Genomic DNA, 15,365 nt, shown 5'->3' with positions numbered 1-15,365 from the left:
CATACGCCGTTCTTCTCAGATCGTCCAGTTCCGGCTTACCGACCGGGTACATTTTCGAGAAGGCGGGCCAGAGCGAGGATGAGATCTTCCAGAACATGAGCAAACTTTATAAGAATGTGGTCGTTCTGGACTCCGGCGCGGGCTTTTTCGCCCTTCTGGTCGCGGCGCGGACACCCGAAGTTCCCGGTGCAGCACAGTTCCAGCTGATGGAACTTCTGCAAAGCCTTGCGCAGCAGGGCCGGACGGTCGTGATGGTTTTGCATGACCTTGCCCACGCGATGCAGTACAGCGATGCCGTGGGTGTATTCGCAGACGGAAAACTTGCCGCCTTTGCGGAACCCTCCCAACTGTATGAGCAGAAGATCTGGGAGGAAGCGTTTCAGGTAAAACTCTGTAAGGCACTGGATGGAACATATTATATCAAGCCGCTGGAAAGAAACGTACTGTTTCATGCTGCTGCCCCCCTTGTTTCAAAAACGGGGCTGCTGCAAAATAAAAATGCGATAGCAGCTTGCACAAAGAACTAGTGCAAACAAAGAGAAACAGAGCGTTCCCGACTGCTGGGTATCCGTAAAACAGTTTTCGAAAAATGACACGGCAACTGCCTGTCAGGATTGGTTACGGAGTACCCGGCTAGGCCGAGGAAGCATCAAGTCCCATGTCCGCACCGTTAAGGTGTTGGGTATGGGGCTTTTTGCATTTCAGGAACGTATACACCTCTGGAAAGGTGTAACACACTAGACTTTGTACCAAAGTCGTGTGCCAAGGGTGCTGCGCCCCTTTGGAATCCCTGCTTACATCGCCTGTGGGCGATGTAGATTCGCCGCACAGAAAGCTCTCACAAAAGGCACACCCGGCTGTCTGCGGCGAGGAGAAGGCACTTCTGCGGAAGTGTAATAACCCACTATGACACTTTCATCCCTGTGGTCTGCAAAGTGTAGTGGGCTCTCCGAGGGGGAACGGCTGTATAGAGTGCGTTTCGGGCAAATCGCCGCATACGTGTATACGGAAGATGGGTACGCACGTACGCAGTAAATCGGCCAAGTTCTCCCATGTAGAGGGTGTAATTTCGATAAAGAACGTGGTATAATTGACTCAACAAATCGATTTGTGGAGGCGATTATTTATGAAAAAAGAAACCAAGAAATCTATCTTATTCTATGCAGCTTCTGCTCTGTTATATATGGCTTCACTTATTAGCTTCATAAGTGGAAATGATAATTCTATGGCTGTTGTATGGTTGTGTCTTGGTTCATCATTTCTTTGCCTTGGTTCGACGCATCTTTGTTTAGGTTTGTCTCGTAAGAAAAAGGGAAACGACAAAACCGATGCAAGCAATAAATAAATTCCTAGTATATCGCACTCACTCCTAAGCAGGGTTTGGGGCAGGCACGCCCCAACAAGAAGCTGTCCCAAAAGGGCAAGAATTTTCAAGAATTGAAAATTTGTGGCCACGGGACGATTCTTGCTCTCACGAAAACCCATACTTTTTGAAAATCCGCTTTTCGCAGCCAAAGGAGGATGCACCATGAAAAAAGAGATCGAAGCCTTCGTCAACGCAGCCAACGAGCAGGAGTTGGAAGCCGCATGGAATAACCTCTCGGCAGAGGAACAGCGAGTTTTCGAGCAGCTCATGGAGGAAGAACCACCCGAAGATGCACTGGCATTTTTCGCACAGCTGTATGATGATGCCCCGAAAGAGCAGACCAGCGAGACTGTGAACATCTCCGAAAATGAAATCTATTTCAAGCGAAAGCCCTTGACCGAAGAGCAGAAGAAACACAGCTCTTATGTGGACGAGAACGGCAACCTCCATGTCAAGAACCTGTCCGCTTTCTGGATTCCAGAACTGACCACCACGGAGAAAGTCGGTCACACCACCTACACCGTGACCGGCAGCTATGAGGGCAAGGAGTCCTTTTTGAAGAAGCTGGAGCGCATTGTTGCCAAGAACGCCCAGCAAAAATTTGAAGATGAGGGTGCAGACGAATGACAACTGCGTCCAATTCTGCTATACTTGACCCGGTAACCAATCCTGTACCGACAGTTGCTCCACAGAGTAAGGAGGACACAACAATGTCTGGAGCAACGAATAAAATCACCGCACTTTACTGCCGACTGTCGCAAGAGGACGCACGGCTCGGCGAAAGCCTGTCCATTGAGAACCAGAAGGCTATTCTTCTGGAATACGCTAAGAAGAATCACTTTCCGAACCCGGTGTTCTTTGTGGACGATGGATATTCCGGCACGAACTACGACCGCCCCGGCTTTCAGAGTATGCTGGTCGAGATGGAAGCGGGGCGTGTAGGAATCGTTATCACGAAGGATTTGTCCCGACTGGGACGCAATTCTGCCTTGACAGGTCTGTACACAAACTTCACTTTTCCCCAGTATGGCGTTCGCTACATTGCCATTAACGACAACTACGACACCATTGACCCGAACAGCGTAAACAACGATTTTGCGGGCATTAAGAACTGGTTCAACGAGTTTTACGCCCGTGATACCAGCCGCAAGATTCGGGCTGTTCAGAAGGCCAAGGGAGAGCGTGGAGTACCGCTGACGGTCAATGTGCCGTACGGCTATGTGAAAGACCCGGAGAACCTGAAACATTGGCTTGTTGATCCAGAAGCGGCTGCAATCGTGAAGCGCATCTTCTCCATGTGCATGGAAGGCCGTGGCCCGACCCAAATTGCAAACCAACTGTGGGTGGACAAAGTTTTGACTCCCACCGCCTATAAGTTGAGCCATGGCCTGAGTACGAACTCACCCGCCCCGGAAGACCCTTATCGCTGGGATAAAAGAGCAGTAAGTTCGATTCTGGAACGCCTGGAGTACACTGGCTGCACAGTCAACTTTAAGACCTATACTAACTCTATCTGGGATAAAAAGAGACATCTGAATCCCGTGGAAAATCAGGCTATCTTCCCGGATACACATGAGCGCATTATTGACGATGATGTGTTTGAAAAGGTTCAGGAGATTCGTAGCCAGCGTCACCGCATGACCCGGACAGGCAAGAGCAGCATTTTCTCCGGTATGGTCTACTGCGCTGACTGCGGTTCCAAGATGCAATATGGTTCGTCCAATCACAGGGACTTCAGTCAAGACTTCTTTGATTGCTCTCTGCACAAGAAGAACGGGAGCAAGTGCAAGGGACACTTCATCCGGGTAAAGGTTTTGGAGGGCCGTGTGCTAAGCCATGTTCAGCGGGTGACGGACTACATCCTCTGTCATGAGGACTACTTCCGCAAGGTCATGGAGGAGCAGCTTCGGGTGGAAAGCACCGAAAAGCTGACTGTCCTGAAGAAGCAGCTTGCCCGGAATGAGAAGCGGATCGCAGACCTCAAACGGCTGTTCATGAAGATTTACGAGGACAATGTTAATGGAAAGCTTAGCGATGACCGCTTCGACATGATGAGTCAGAGCTACGATGCCGAACAGAAGCAGCTGGAAGAGGAAGTTCTCTCCATCCAGCAGGAAATTGAAGTACAGGAACAGCAGATCGAGAATATTGAAAAGTTCGTCCAGAAAGCGCACAAGTACGTTCATATTGAAGAACTCACCCCTTATGCTCTCCGTGAACTGGTGTCGGCCATCTATGTGGATGCCCCGGATAAGTCCAGCGGAAAGCGGGTGCAGCACATCCATACCAAGTACGATGGGCTGGGGTACATCCCTCTGGATGAACTGGAAGCAAAAGAAAAGGCGTGACCGAAGTCACGCCAAATCTTCCCCATTTCGGGAGCTTTTGCAAATACTGTTTTATGGGAACTCTGCTACGGGGAACGCCCTGTTGTACATATCGCTATTGTCTGTGGCTTTTGGCAGGGTGCGTCCGCAGGGTGCACCCTGTTTTTGTTTTATTCCCAGTTACAATTCAGCGCCGTTTGTCTCAATGACCCGCTTATACCAGTAGAAGCTATCTTTACGCTCACGGCTCAGGTCGCCGGTGCCATCATCGAACTTGTTGACGTAGATGAAGCCGTAACGCTTTGCCATCTCGCCGGTGGAGGCGGAAACGAGATCAATGCAGCCCCACGGGGTATAGCCCATCAGATCCACACCGTCCTTGACCGCCTCAGCCATCTGCTCGATGTGCCGGCGCAGGTAGTCGATACGATAGCTGTCGTGGATCTTGCCGTCCTCGCTCTTCACATCGTAAGCACCCAGCCCGTTCTCCACCACCATCATAGGCAGGTGGTAACGGTCGTAGATTTCGTTGAGGGTGTAGCGCAGACCAATGGAGTCGATCTGCCAGCCCCAGTCGGAAGCCTTCAGGTAGGGGTTCTTCTTTCCGGCAACGATGTTGCCGCCCACATCCTCGGTATCCTTATGGGTGGTGATGCAGTTGGACATATAATAGCTGAAGGTGTAGAAGTCCACCGTGCCTTCTTTCAGGATGTCAGCGTCCTCGGGCTGCTGCAGGATGGTGATACCGTTCTCGGCGAACCAGCGCTTCATATAGCTGGGATACTCGCCGCGCACCTGCACATCGGAGCAGAACCAGTTGGTAATCTGCATCTTCTGCTGGTTGGCGATCACATCGGCAGGGTCACAGGTCAGCGGATAACTGGTGATGAAGCAGATCATGTTGCCCATCTTGAACTGGGGATAGTTGTCGTGGGCGTACTTGACCGCCTTGGCGCTGGCCACGAACTGGTGATGAAGTGCCTGAAAACGCTCCTGCTTGTTGTCGGGCACATCGGCGGTGGAGCCTTCAAAGCCTTTGATCGTGCCGGTCTCGAGGATCGCGCCCATGGGCATGGTGCCGCAGTTGATCTCGTTGAAGGTCAGCCAGTACTTTACCTTGTCCTTGTAGCGCTCAAAGATTGCCTTGCAGTAGTTCATGTAGAACTCGATCAGTTCCCGGGAAGCCCAGCCGTTGTACTTTTCCACCAGAGCATAGGGCAGCTCGTAATGGCTGATGGTAACCAGCGGCTCGATGCCGTGCTTCTTGCAGCAGTCGAACACGCGGTCGTAGAACTCCAGACCCTTCTCATTGGGTTCCTTTTCCCAGCCGTTAGGGAAGATGCGGGTCCAGTTGATGGAGGTGCGGAAGATCTTGAAGCCCATCTCAGCAAAGAGGGTGATATCCTCTTCGTAGTGATGATAGAAATCAATGGCCTCGTGGCTGGGGTACAGACGGTCGGGGCGGATGCCAGTGGTCACCCATTTCGGGCTGGTGTGGGAACCGTTGGTACACATATCCGGCACGCTGGGGCCTTTGCCGTCCACATCCCATGCACCCTCGAACTGATTGGCAGCGCAGGCACCGCCCCACAGAAAATCATCGCGGAAAATGCTCATTTTATTCTCCCTTATAATTCAGCGGCAGAGATTCCCAACGTTTTTTGAAGGTGAATGCTGCATCCTTGGGCTGACGCTGGCGCGTAAAGATGCCCTTCTTGTTTCCGTTGACGCGCATAACGCCCTCGGAAGTCTGGAAGTCTGCAAAATTCCAGACCAGTTCGCCCTGCACAAAATCGTAGCTGTCAAACACGCTGAAATTCATTGCCAGATACTCATTCTGGTATTCCTGACTCCACATGATAGCGGGCAGCTTGTGCTCAGTGGCAAGGGTGTCCGTGCCGAATTCGGTAAAGACGAACGGAACATTCAGCTTTTTTGCCGCCCACTTGTCCATTTCGGCACGGAACTTGACCTCGGCTTCCTCCATCTCGGCACCGCCGCTGATGTACCAGCCATAATACCGGTTCAGACAGATGAAATCACACAGCTGATAACAGCGGCACTTGTCGGGCGCACTGTTCTTCTCGAACGCACCGGTCAGCGGACGGTTCTGCGGGTCCAGTGTACGGGCGGTCTCAAAGACTTTCGTGAAGTAATCCTTTGCATACTCGCTGGTGGTTTCCGGCTCATTGAACAGGCTCCACGCAAAAACGCTGGGATGGTTTTTGTCGCGCGCCATCATCTCTTTGACCTGCTGAATGTGATTTTTCAGCAGCTCCGGAACGGTGGGGGTCTCAAAGAAATAGGTGTACTGTCCAGTGCCTGCCGCCGCAAAGTTATGGGTCGAACGCATCATGCCGACAGCGGGGACTTCGTCAATAATAAGGAAGCCCTCTTCATCTGCCATCTGATACCACTCTTCTGCATAAGGGTAGTGGCTGGTACGGAAACAGTTGGCATCCGTCCATTTCATACATTCAAAATCCCGCTTTGCGACGGCCCAGTTGAAGCCACGCCCCAGAATATCAAAGTCCTCGTGCTTGCCAAAGCCTTTCAGATAGACAGATTTTCCGTTGATGAGGATCTTTGTTCCGCGAATCTCCACTGTGCGGATACCAATACGTTCCCGGTACTCGTCCACAGGCAAGCCGTCCTTTTTCAGTGTGATGACGATGGTGTAAAGATAGGCGTTCCGCACCTGCCAGAGATGTGCGTTCTGCACGCAGAGAGCACTTTCCGCACCATTTGCTTCTGCCACCAGCTTGTTTTCCGCATCCAGCAGCTGTACTGAAATCTCTCCTGCACCTTCACAGAAAACCTTGTAATCCACCTGTGCATCCGCACCATCCAGCGTATAGCTTACCTCATAGTCCTGAATGCTTTCTGCCGGGAGCATGACCAAATACACACTGCGCTGGATGCCGGAGTAGTTAAAGAAGTCGAAATAAGGCTTAACGATTTTTCTGCCGCTGGAGAGGACATTGTGTGTTCCGCAAGGCAAAGTGCTCTCGTTCAGATCGTTGTTCACCCAGATACAGACCCGGTTCACCGCACCACAGCGGACAACGTCCGTGACGTCGGCAACAACGGGGAGGAAGCCGCCCTCATGCCGGGCGACCTCAACACCGTTGCAGAATACAATTGCACGGTGGGTAATGCTTCCAAAACGCAGCTGCACCTTGCTCTGCACCGTTTCAGGCACAAAAAAATCCTTCTGATCACGACTGGAAACACTCTCTACCGGGGAACGCGCAGAGCTGAACGCCGCCCTGCAAGCCCCGCAGAGTGAGCTTTTCAGCATCGGGAAAATCACCGACTTTCCCGAAAACGTGGAATATTATGTGCATCTGCCAGAGGTACGCGGGCCTGCCCAGCTGGGCGACTACTATCTGAACCGCTCCGGCATGGTGGATATGCCGGAGGAATGGAAAGGCGGCATTGACACGGCACAGTTTGGACGATATGTGGCTCAGCAGGAGCAGGGCGCGTTCACCGAGTACGGCTACCTTGTCAAAAGCGGGGATGTGTGGCAGAAAGTCCATGAGGGACAGCCCGTGCCAGAGAAATACCGGGTGCTGTCCTTTCCTGCGCCGGAAGTCCTGCGAGATTCGGCCAACATCTCGCCGCCCATCCAGAGTGAGCCGCAGCTGCAAAAGGTTCTCCCCATTATCCTGAACGGCAAAGACAGCGCAGAGCGCATGAAAGAAATCACGGACCGGCTGGAAACAGGCATTCAAGAATTATTCGACAGTGACCGCTACAAAGCCTATCTTACCACGATGGCAAAATTCCACAATTACAGTTTCAACAACACCTTGCTGATTGCCATGCAAGGCGGCCAACTGGTGGCGGGCTTCAACAAGTGGAAGGACACGTTCCACCGCACCGTGAAGAAAGGTGAAAAGGGTATCAAAATCCTTGCTCCTGCGCCCTACAAGGTCAAGCAGAAGATGGAAAAGCTGGACGAGCAGGGCAAGCCGATTCTGGACAAGGACGGCAAGCCGCTAACCGAAGAAAAAACGGTACAGATTCCGGCCTTTAAGGTGGTGTCTGTGTTCGATGTCAGCCAGACCGAGGGCGAACCGCTGCCGACCATTGCCGTGAATGAACTGTCCGGCAGTGTGCAGGACTACCAAGATTTTTTCAAGGCGTTGGAACAGGCATCCCCGGTGCCCATTGGGTTTGAGGACATCGAGGGCGGGGCGCACGGTTACTTTCATCTGCTCGACAACCGCATTGCAATTCAGGAGGGCATGAGCCAGCTGCAAACCATCAAAACGGCCATCCACGAGATTGCCCATGCCAAGCTGCACGCCATCGACCCGAACGACCCAGAACAGACTAACCGCCCGGACAGCCGCACCCGCGAGGTACAGGCCGAAAGTGTGGCCTATGCTGTTTGCCAGTACTACGGGCTGGACACATCCGAGTATTCCTTTGGCTATGTGGCCGGGTGGAGTTCTGGCCGGGAACTGGCCGAACTGAAAGCCTCTCTGGAAATTATCCGCAGCGCGGCCCATGAGCTGATCTCCGCGCTGGACGAACATCTGGCAGAACTTCGCCAGCAGCGGGAAGCAGACCTTTCCGCTACACAGGAGGCCGCATTTGCACTGGATAATGGCAATACGCTGTTCATCCAGACCTGCGATTCCGGCTATGACTACACTCTGTATGGCCCGGACCACACGGCTCTGGACGGTGGGCAGCTGGACGCGCCCGGTCTGACCCTGCCGGATGCCGGAGCGGAAGCTCTTAATCTGCTGGGGCAGACAGCCAAGGTGTCGGAAGTTTTGTTGGGTGACAAGCTGGCGGTGTTCCAAGAGGCGGCAGAAAAAGCGAATGAAATTCCCGAACCTGTTAAAATTCCAGACCCAGCCGCAGAACCTACGGTCACGATTCTATGGAGCGAAAGTGACAAGCTGCAGGACGGTGAAATCATGCCGCTGTCTGTGGCAAACCGCGTTTTTGAAGAACTGGACACCGCCCAGCACACAGACCAGGAAAAGGATGGTTACGAGGGTGGCTGGTACGACAAGACCGCGTTCCGCATTGATTTTACCCTGAACGGTCAGCCCGACAACTACGAGGGACGGCAGGATTTTGGTGACGGAGAGGGCTCTTTGGTTCAGCACATCCAGAACTACCACGAATACTACGCCAAGGACGAGAACTGGAAAAATTTTGTTCTGCACAACAAAGGCCCGGAAGTGTGGGAACAGGACAAGGCAGAGCGGGAAATGGTGCTGACCGAGTTTATCCCGTACCTCAAACAACATTGCAATCTTTCGGCCATGGAGCAGGCAGCCACCGCCGCTTTGCGGGAGGAACAGAACATTTTGCCGGAACAGACTTCCTATTACACTGCGGTTGTGGCCTATGTGCAGGACTGCCGCTCGATGCTCAACCAAGGCCGGTATGACTTGCCGGAACCGCCCAAGTTGGCCGACTTCGACCAGAGTTTGCAGGACTACGAGGCACAGGTGCAGGCCGAGATCGCGCAGGAAGCGGCCGCTGCCGGAATGACCGTAGAGGAATACGCAGCGGCAGGCTTTGAAGCACCGCAGCAGGACAGCTTTTCCATCTACCAGCTGCGCAATGAAGATTCCACCCGCGATTACCGTTTTGAGCCCTACGACCGCCTGCAGGCCGCTGGTTTGTCCGTGGACAAGGCCAACTATACGGAGGTTTACGCCGCGCCGCTGGCTGCTGGCACCACGTTGGAGGACCTCTACCGCACGTTCAACGTGGACCATCCGGCAGATTTCAAGGGGCACTCACTGTCTGTTTCGGATGTGGTGGTGCTGCACCAGAATGGGCAGGACACCGCCCACTACTGCGACAGTGTGGGCTTCCAGCAGGTGCCGGAGTTCTTGCGGGAAAATCCGCTGCGCACCGCAGAACTTTCCACCGAACAAAACGAAAACATGATTGACGGTGTTCTGAACAACGCGCCCCCTCTGGGCGAGTTGGAGGCCAAAGCAAAGGCCGGGGAACAAATTTCTTTGACAGACCTTGCCGCTGCAGTCAAGGCCGAAGAAAAGGCACCGAAAGCCAAGAAATCCCGCGCAGCCAAACCGAAAAAGCCGTCTATCCGGGCACAACTGGATGCCGCGAAAAAGGAGCAGAGCAAGCAAACACCGCCGCGGGAAAAGACAAGGGAATTGGAGGTCTGACCATGAATTTCAGCGTGGAAGAAGAAAATTTGATCTGTATGTACCACACCTCTGACCGCCGCCGGACGATGGCGCGGATGCTGGCCGCCTTGCCGGATATGGACACGGAAATGCGGCGGCTGGCAAACGGCACCATTGCAAAGTTGGAGCGCATGACCGATGTTGACTTTGACGGACAGCGGTTTGATTTTACGAGTGAATAATACCGCCAGCTTAACAATGGCACATTATTTTCAGTGAAAGTAATGTGCCATTGTCAACACAGAAATAGCCGGACACGGTGGCCTTGTGGCTGCTGTGTCCGGCTATTTTTCATGTATCAGTCTTTATCTTTTTTCTCGGTGGGATTTTCCGGCAGTTCGGCGGCATCTTCTACAATGTCGGTCACAAGCTGCTGGAAGTCAAACGCATTCTTTTCTGTGATAACAGGCTTGCCGGTTTCCGCTTCAAGAGCCTGCCGCGCAATGCCGGCCACCTTGCCGCCGCGTTTGGCAACCTGCTTGTTTTCTTCAAAGGTCTGTGGCTTTGCAGTTTTGGAAATATCCGTGGTGGAGGCTTCCGCCAGCATGGTCAGCACAAGTTCCAAATCAGTCATATTGTCCCGGAGATTTTCTTTCGTCAGACCTTTCAGCCGCTTGTACTGCCCTGTGGTCATGCCAGACCATGCGCGGGAGATTTCATCGGTCAGGATAGCATACTCCTTGCCCTTTTGTACTCCGCGCTTCTTCCATTCATCCGTCAGTTCGTTGCGGATGCGGATTGCCAAAAGCCGCTGGTGAATCCATTCTTCAGAGTAGCCTTTCTTCAAATAGGTATCAAGCGCACGGTCAATGGCCTGCTCCGGGTCGATTGTTTCCTCGATGCGTTCTTTGCCTACCATTGCCAGCCATGCCTTGAACGGTTCAGCTTTCGGAGATGGGATTGACTGGATGATGCGCAGGAGTTGTTCAGTGTTAGCGACATCCGTTTTGCGCTTTTTGCCGTCAGGAGCGGTCATTTTCAAACCATTACAATTTGTAATGGTTTCATTTCCTTCGTCTTTAAGACGCTTTTTTAGAACGCGCCAATAGTTCTGTGGGTCTGCGCTGTCAGTCAGAACAGCAATCACATCAACGATGGCAAAATACCATTCTTCCTTTTCTGCGTCCCACGCAGTACGGATTTTCTGATTTTCAAAAAGCTGGATAGAGCTATTGTCTTTTACTTCTGCCATAGAGGGTTCCTCGCTTTCGTTGTCTAGTTCTATTTTACATGATTTCGGGTGGAAACGCCACCCGGTCTAAGCGTTTGGGATTCAAAAATCCGAACAATATTTTGTGCAGATTTACCGTTCCTGCATCTGCTCCTTTCCCGGTGCTGTCCGCAGAATGCCGTCCACATTCTGCTTGATGATGTCATATTCCTGCATCTGGCGTTTGGCTTCGGCGTACTGCCGCTGCAGCTGGTCTTTCTGCTCGGCCAGTTGCTTATACTCGTTTTTCAGGGCGTAGAGGTCGGGCAGCTTTTGAAAGCCCTGCTCTTTTAGAGCTTTCGCCGCTGCTTCATAGAGAATCAAGGTTCCTTCATGCTTACGTCGGAACTGCTTTTTGTCAGCAGCCCGCTGATACTCATGCAACAGTGGGTGCAGTTCCTTACAGGTGGTGACATCCTTTATCAGCACGGCCATTTCTGCAAGCCGGCGCTCTGCTGCTTTCAATGCGGCGGCAGCTTCGGTGCTGGCGGCGGTGATCTCGGCCACCCGGCTTTCCAAATCCGGGTAACTATCAATTTCATGCTCCGTCAGGAAGTTCATCGTCCGGGCAGCCTGTTTCAAGTTGTGGAGCTTTGCCCACTTCTCGTACCCTGCGTACTGCTGGGCCTTGATGCTATTCTCCAAATCAATCCGCAGCGAAATTTTGTGGTTTTCTTTGGGCTTCCGCTCCACGAACCGCCCTTTGATGCGCTCGATGATGGCTTCCTCGGTGTAGGCTTCGCCCAGCGTTTTGCAGCGGGTGAACCGTTCCTGTCCGGGCGCACGGAACGACACATACTTGCCCCTCTTGACCTCATAGCTTTGCTCCTGCAGGAGCCGCAGAAAATCGTCAAAATCCTTGGCCTGCGGGATGGCTGCATCTATGGCAGCTTTCAGCTTCGCCTTCCAGCTCGTGCCCTTGCGGTGTGCATCCCACTCGGCATAGCTTTTGCCCCGGTCTTGACCGGGCATCACCACAGACAGACCATGTTCCTTGCACAGCCGGTCGCTGGTGCGCCGGATGTAGGCATAACTCTGTCGGTTGGAAACATACTTTCGTTGGTTCACCATGTCCACGGCACAAAAGATGACGTGGTTATGGACGTGCCCCTTGTCAATGTGCGTGGTCAGCACATACGGGTATTTGCCTTGCAGGACTTCATCTGCAAGCTGTCGGCCAATCTCGTGGGCCTGCTCCGGCGTGGTTTCGCCCGGCGCAAAAGACTGTATCAGGTGGTGGGCCAGATTGTTGCCTTTCTGCATGGCTTGTGATAGCAGCAGTTCAAATTCGATGTCGGCGGTTTCATAGGAGCAGGCAAAGGAGGACACCAGCATTTTTTCATCCGTCTTGGCTGGATTCTCGATGTAGTCCAGTGCCTTTTTCAGCGTTGACTTGATAGGATGTATCTTTGTAACTGCCATATCTGTGCCAGCGCTCCTTTGATGTCCGCAACATCTTGTGTGTACAGCGGCCCCATGCTGTTCAGCCGCCGTGCGATCTGATTGACGTTGACACCAATCTTCTGCAATTCGGCGGTCTGCGCCCGGATGTCGGTGGTGTCGATGTGGACAACATAACCATCTATCAGCATCTTCCGGGCGTAGGCAGAAAAATTCCGTGTGTTCAGCAGAGCCATCTTCTGCCGGATAAGTTCCTGTTCCTCCGGCGTCACGGGAACACGCAGAACAATTTTTCGGGTTCGATTCGTCATAGTTTCACCTCGTTTCTTGGGGGTCTGGGGTACTCCCCAGCAAGCATTTTTGCCGGGAGTGGCTACACTCCCTATGCTTGCTACGTTACCTTTCCCCACTACTATGACACCACAACACCCCCGTTTTGCCCGCAAAATGCAAGAAAAAAAAATAAGAGGACGCTTTTGCATCCTCTCAATGACCGTGCATGACAATCAGACACACGCAGGCTCTTTTTCCTGTTCATTGATTCGCAGCGCACCGTCAATGGCACCTTCTACGATGGGTAAGTATTCTTCCGGGCAAAGCTGCAGCTTGTGGCTGACCCGCTGACGTTCCGCACTTTCTTCCCGCATGAGTTCCGGGTTGAAGTACCGTTCCACCGGCAGACCACATATTTTTATCAGCTGAATCACCACCGGCAAGCTGGGCAACGTGCCTTCGTTTTCGATGTTCGCAAGATACCGGCTGTCACAATGTATCATGTCGGCCAGCGCACTGCGGGAAAGCTGTTTTGCCTTTCGTGCTGCCTTGACATCCGCTCCGAACGTTTCAAAGCCGGGACAGTCCTCGATTTTCGCCATTCTGCATCACCCATATACATTTTATAGTTCATGGACGATTGGCGAAATGATGCAAACTGCATATATGCTAAACTTTATTGTTCATATTTTGTGCATTGTATTCTTCGAGCAAGCGAAATATAATAGAACTTGGAGGTGTGCTATGGATTACATGACTTTGAAAGAGACCGCCGAAAAGTGGAACGTAACACCTCGGCAAGTCAACTACCTGTGTTCAGCTGGACGCATTCCCGGTGCGGTAAAAATGGCCAGCGTTTGGCTGGTGCCAAAAAATGCTGATAAGCCGGTGGATGGCCGGACGAAACAGGGAAAGGAATTGAAAAATGCAGAAGATACTTTACGTTGAAGATGATTTAAGCCTGATTGATGGTTTGAAGTACACGCTGGAAAACAGCGGGTATTTTGTGGATAATTTCTTACATTCAGCACGCTTGTAAATTTTATGCAAAATGCTTTTATGCCATCTGAATGGACACCAGAACTATCAATCGTTAGCGAAACAAATACTTGTTCCATTGACAGCGTTTTGTTAGAAAGTATCAAGCAGAATGAAAATGTTAAGCGGGCGTATGGGCGTATGTTTGCCTATGATGTACCTGTAAACATTGACGGAAGTAACCACAAAGCAAATGTTATTTCGTATGAGGCAAATCAATTTAAGTGGTCTGCCGATTATTTGACAGCAGGTTCAATAAGTGTTGTAGAACAAGAAGAAAATCAGGTTTTGGTTGTGAATACTGAAAATACGGATGTTCGAGTTGGAGATGTGATAACTTTATCCATCAACGGCAAGGAACAAGCGGTGACGGTAGCCGGTATTCTGTCTGACAGTCCGTTGGCACGCGAGGAGGGAACGGAAACCATTTTCTGCTCTGAAAAGACTTTTGTTGCATTAACAGGGCAAACAGGATATACAATTATTGACGTCCAGTTTCAAAATGGAGCTTCTATTGAAGATGTGAAAGATATTGAAAATATTTTTACCGATGGTGGGGTGGTATTTACAGAGCAGCTTTCACAAGTTCAACAACAAAGAAACCTGTATTCTGCTTTCGCTGTACTTGTATATGGTTTTCTCTCGATCATTGTTGCGATAACCATTTTTCACATTATGAATACAATTAACATGGGCGTTATCGCAAAAACGAAACAATATGGGACAATGCGGGCAATCGGCATGAGTAATCAGCAACTCATAAAAATGATTGTTGCAGAAGCAATGACATACGCAGTAAGCGGTATAATTTTGGGCTGTATCATTGGACTTCCTATGCACTGGGTTGTTTTTGAAAGTCTCATAACGAATTTCTGGGATACAGCATGGAGTATTCCTATCTTTCCGCTTGCATTGATAATTGGTATCGTGTTATTTACTTCTTTTCTTGCGGTACGAAGCCCCGCAAAACATTTACATGATATGGCAATCGTAGACACCATTAAATCCCAACAATAATCATCATAATGGCTGGTCTGCCACATTTGTAGCAGGCCAGCTTCTTTACCCTTACAAATGAGTAAGATGGATTTCACTTCAAAGTAAGATTGAACCTGTAAAATACACATATAGAACAACCTGCCGCACGACGGCAAAAGAAAAAAAGTCGTCGTGTAGCAGGCATATCCGTGCGTCCATTTTGGACCGGCGGCTTTTGAGAAAATCAAGGCCGCCGGTTCTTTTTGCTTATCAAAGCGTTTCATCGTCCGTATGGCGGCCATAGGAGGATGCCGCCATGCGTCTAATATTCTATCGAACGCCTAGCTTTGAACTGTCAAAAAAAGCCTTGCTCCCGCACAGGGTCAGCAGGGCTTTTACTATGTACTATACGATGTAGCTACTGCGCGTTTCGTGCTGTCATTATGCCCGGTTGGCCGTTTTCGGTCTGCTGGGCTTTTCTATTGCCGCCTGAAAAGCTGCCTGTTTCAAAAATATTTTTGGAAATTTTCAAAAAAGCGGGCAGAATCGGGTGTTTCAGGTGTCATATTAGCGGAAAG

Annotated in this window: 13 protein-coding genes and 1 pseudogene; 8 read left to right on the top strand and 6 right to left on the bottom strand. The window is 51.3% G+C overall.

Going from position 1 to position 15,365, the window contains the following annotated elements:
* Window positions 1–95 precede the first annotated feature (95 nt).
* From ACKXF9_RS05335 to ACKXF9_RS05320, 4 genes are all read left to right on the top strand, one after another.
* Entirely contained in the window at window positions 96–527 is a 432-nt protein-coding gene (locus ACKXF9_RS05335) for a hypothetical protein (RefSeq protein WP_418265518.1), read from the top strand.
* Between the two features lie 599 nt (window positions 528–1,126).
* The gene (locus ACKXF9_RS05330) at window positions 1,127–1,345 is read left to right on the top strand and encodes a hypothetical protein (protein ID WP_080545308.1); all 219 of its coding nucleotides are present in this window, start codon (window positions 1,127–1,129) and stop codon (window positions 1,343–1,345) included.
* Window positions 1,346–1,528: 183 nt separating this feature from the next.
* A complete protein-coding gene (locus ACKXF9_RS05325; RefSeq protein WP_112120869.1) occupies window positions 1,529–1,993 on the top strand; it encodes a hypothetical protein in 465 nt (154 codons plus the stop codon).
* Complete coding sequence (locus ACKXF9_RS05320) at window positions 1,990–3,714, top strand: recombinase family protein (protein ID WP_418265517.1); 1,725 nt, start codon at window positions 1,990–1,992, stop codon at window positions 3,712–3,714. The genes ACKXF9_RS05325 and ACKXF9_RS05320 overlap by 4 nt, the downstream gene beginning before the upstream one ends.
* A 159-nt stretch (window positions 3,715–3,873) precedes the next feature.
* Here the strand turns inward: ACKXF9_RS05320 and ACKXF9_RS05315 are convergent, their stop codons facing one another.
* Entirely contained in the window at window positions 3,874–5,310 is a 1,437-nt protein-coding gene (locus tag ACKXF9_RS05315) for a glycoside hydrolase family 1 protein (RefSeq protein ID WP_418265516.1), read from the bottom strand.
* A 1-nt stretch (window position 5,311) separates the two neighbouring features.
* Window positions 5,312–6,994 carry a beta-glucuronidase gene (gene uidA, locus ACKXF9_RS05310; protein WP_418265515.1) on the bottom strand — a complete coding sequence of 561 codons (1,683 nt, stop codon included), beginning with the start codon at window positions 6,992–6,994 and terminating at the stop codon, window positions 5,312–5,314.
* Here uidA and ACKXF9_RS05305 point away from each other — a divergent pair.
* Window positions 6,912–9,866: pseudogene (locus ACKXF9_RS05305) on the top strand (YodL domain-containing protein); the annotation flags it as partial. The gene uidA and the pseudogene ACKXF9_RS05305 overlap by 83 nt on opposite strands.
* A 2-nt stretch (window positions 9,867–9,868) precedes the next feature.
* Complete coding sequence (locus tag ACKXF9_RS05300; protein ID WP_418265514.1) at window positions 9,869–10,069, top strand: transposon-transfer assisting family protein; 201 nt, start codon at window positions 9,869–9,871, stop codon at window positions 10,067–10,069.
* Window positions 10,070–10,185: 116 nt separating this feature from the next.
* On the opposite strand, the gene ACKXF9_RS05295 is transcribed toward ACKXF9_RS05300, so the two are convergent.
* The 4 genes from ACKXF9_RS05295 to ACKXF9_RS05280 all read right to left on the bottom strand — a co-directional run bounded on the left by ACKXF9_RS05295 (window position 10,186) and on the right by ACKXF9_RS05280 (window position 13,373).
* On the bottom strand, window positions 10,186–11,079 hold the full coding sequence (locus ACKXF9_RS05295) for a Bro-N domain-containing protein (protein WP_207686304.1): 894 nt from the start codon (window positions 11,077–11,079) through the stop codon (window positions 10,186–10,188).
* Window positions 11,080–11,190: 111 nt separating this feature from the next.
* A complete protein-coding gene (locus tag ACKXF9_RS05290; RefSeq protein ID WP_418265513.1) occupies window positions 11,191–12,519 on the bottom strand; it encodes a relaxase/mobilization nuclease domain-containing protein in 1,329 nt (442 codons plus the stop codon).
* Window positions 12,480–12,809 (bottom strand): plasmid mobilization protein, encoded by a 330-nt coding sequence (locus ACKXF9_RS05285; RefSeq protein WP_078784933.1) that lies wholly within the window; start codon window positions 12,807–12,809, stop codon window positions 12,480–12,482. The genes ACKXF9_RS05290 and ACKXF9_RS05285 overlap by 40 nt, the downstream gene beginning before the upstream one ends.
* 195 nt (window positions 12,810–13,004) lie before the next feature.
* The gene (locus tag ACKXF9_RS05280; protein WP_418265512.1) at window positions 13,005–13,373 is read right to left on the bottom strand and encodes a helix-turn-helix transcriptional regulator; all 369 of its coding nucleotides are present in this window, start codon (window positions 13,371–13,373) and stop codon (window positions 13,005–13,007) included.
* Window positions 13,374–13,515: 142 nt separating this feature from the next.
* Between ACKXF9_RS05280 and ACKXF9_RS05275 the strand changes: the two genes are divergently transcribed.
* A complete protein-coding gene (locus ACKXF9_RS05275) occupies window positions 13,516–13,719 on the top strand; it encodes a helix-turn-helix domain-containing protein (RefSeq protein ID WP_078784979.1) in 204 nt (67 codons plus the stop codon).
* A 111-nt stretch (window positions 13,720–13,830) separates the two neighbouring features.
* Window positions 13,831–14,826 carry an ABC transporter permease gene (locus ACKXF9_RS05270; protein WP_418265511.1) on the top strand — a complete coding sequence of 332 codons (996 nt, stop codon included), beginning with the start codon at window positions 13,831–13,833 and terminating at the stop codon, window positions 14,824–14,826.
* The last annotated feature ends 539 nt before the right edge of the window (window positions 14,827–15,365 follow it).

This window comes from Faecalibacterium sp. 9 (assembly GCF_048320955.1).
In the GTDB taxonomy this organism is placed as follows: domain Bacteria; phylum Bacillota; class Clostridia; order Oscillospirales; family Ruminococcaceae; genus Faecalibacterium; species Faecalibacterium wellingii.
The sequence above is the reverse complement of the archived record's forward strand: the minus strand, read 5'-3'. Positions and strand labels throughout refer to the sequence as shown.

Bases quoted from the DNA above. Each gene is read 5' to 3' on its own strand.
- uidA (WP_418265515.1), bottom strand. From the start codon at position 6,994: ATGCTGAAAAGCTCACTCTGCGGGGCTTGCAGGGCGGCGTTCAGCTCT.
- ACKXF9_RS05315 (WP_418265516.1), bottom strand. From the start codon at position 5,310: ATGAGCATTTTCCGCGATGATTTTCTGTGGGGCGGTGCCTGCGCTGCC.
- ACKXF9_RS05285 (WP_078784933.1), bottom strand. From the start codon at position 12,809: ATGACGAATCGAACCCGAAAAATTGTTCTGCGTGTTCCCGTGACGCCG.
- ACKXF9_RS05335 (WP_418265518.1), top strand. From the start codon at position 96: ATGAGCAAACTTTATAAGAATGTGGTCGTTCTGGACTCCGGCGCGGGC.
- ACKXF9_RS05300 (WP_418265514.1), top strand. From the start codon at position 9,869: ATGAATTTCAGCGTGGAAGAAGAAAATTTGATCTGTATGTACCACACC.
- ACKXF9_RS05280 (WP_418265512.1), bottom strand. From the start codon at position 13,373: ATGGCGAAAATCGAGGACTGTCCCGGCTTTGAAACGTTCGGAGCGGAT.
- ACKXF9_RS05275 (WP_078784979.1), top strand. From the start codon at position 13,516: ATGGATTACATGACTTTGAAAGAGACCGCCGAAAAGTGGAACGTAACA.
- ACKXF9_RS05330 (WP_080545308.1), top strand. From the start codon at position 1,127: ATGAAAAAAGAAACCAAGAAATCTATCTTATTCTATGCAGCTTCTGCT.
- ACKXF9_RS05320 (WP_418265517.1), top strand. From the start codon at position 1,990: ATGACAACTGCGTCCAATTCTGCTATACTTGACCCGGTAACCAATCCT.
- ACKXF9_RS05290 (WP_418265513.1), bottom strand. From the start codon at position 12,519: ATGGCAGTTACAAAGATACATCCTATCAAGTCAACGCTGAAAAAGGCA.
- ACKXF9_RS05295 (WP_207686304.1), bottom strand. From the start codon at position 11,079: ATGGCAGAAGTAAAAGACAATAGCTCTATCCAGCTTTTTGAAAATCAG.
- ACKXF9_RS05270 (WP_418265511.1), top strand. From the start codon at position 13,831: ATGCCATCTGAATGGACACCAGAACTATCAATCGTTAGCGAAACAAAT.
- ACKXF9_RS05325 (WP_112120869.1), top strand. From the start codon at position 1,529: ATGAAAAAAGAGATCGAAGCCTTCGTCAACGCAGCCAACGAGCAGGAG.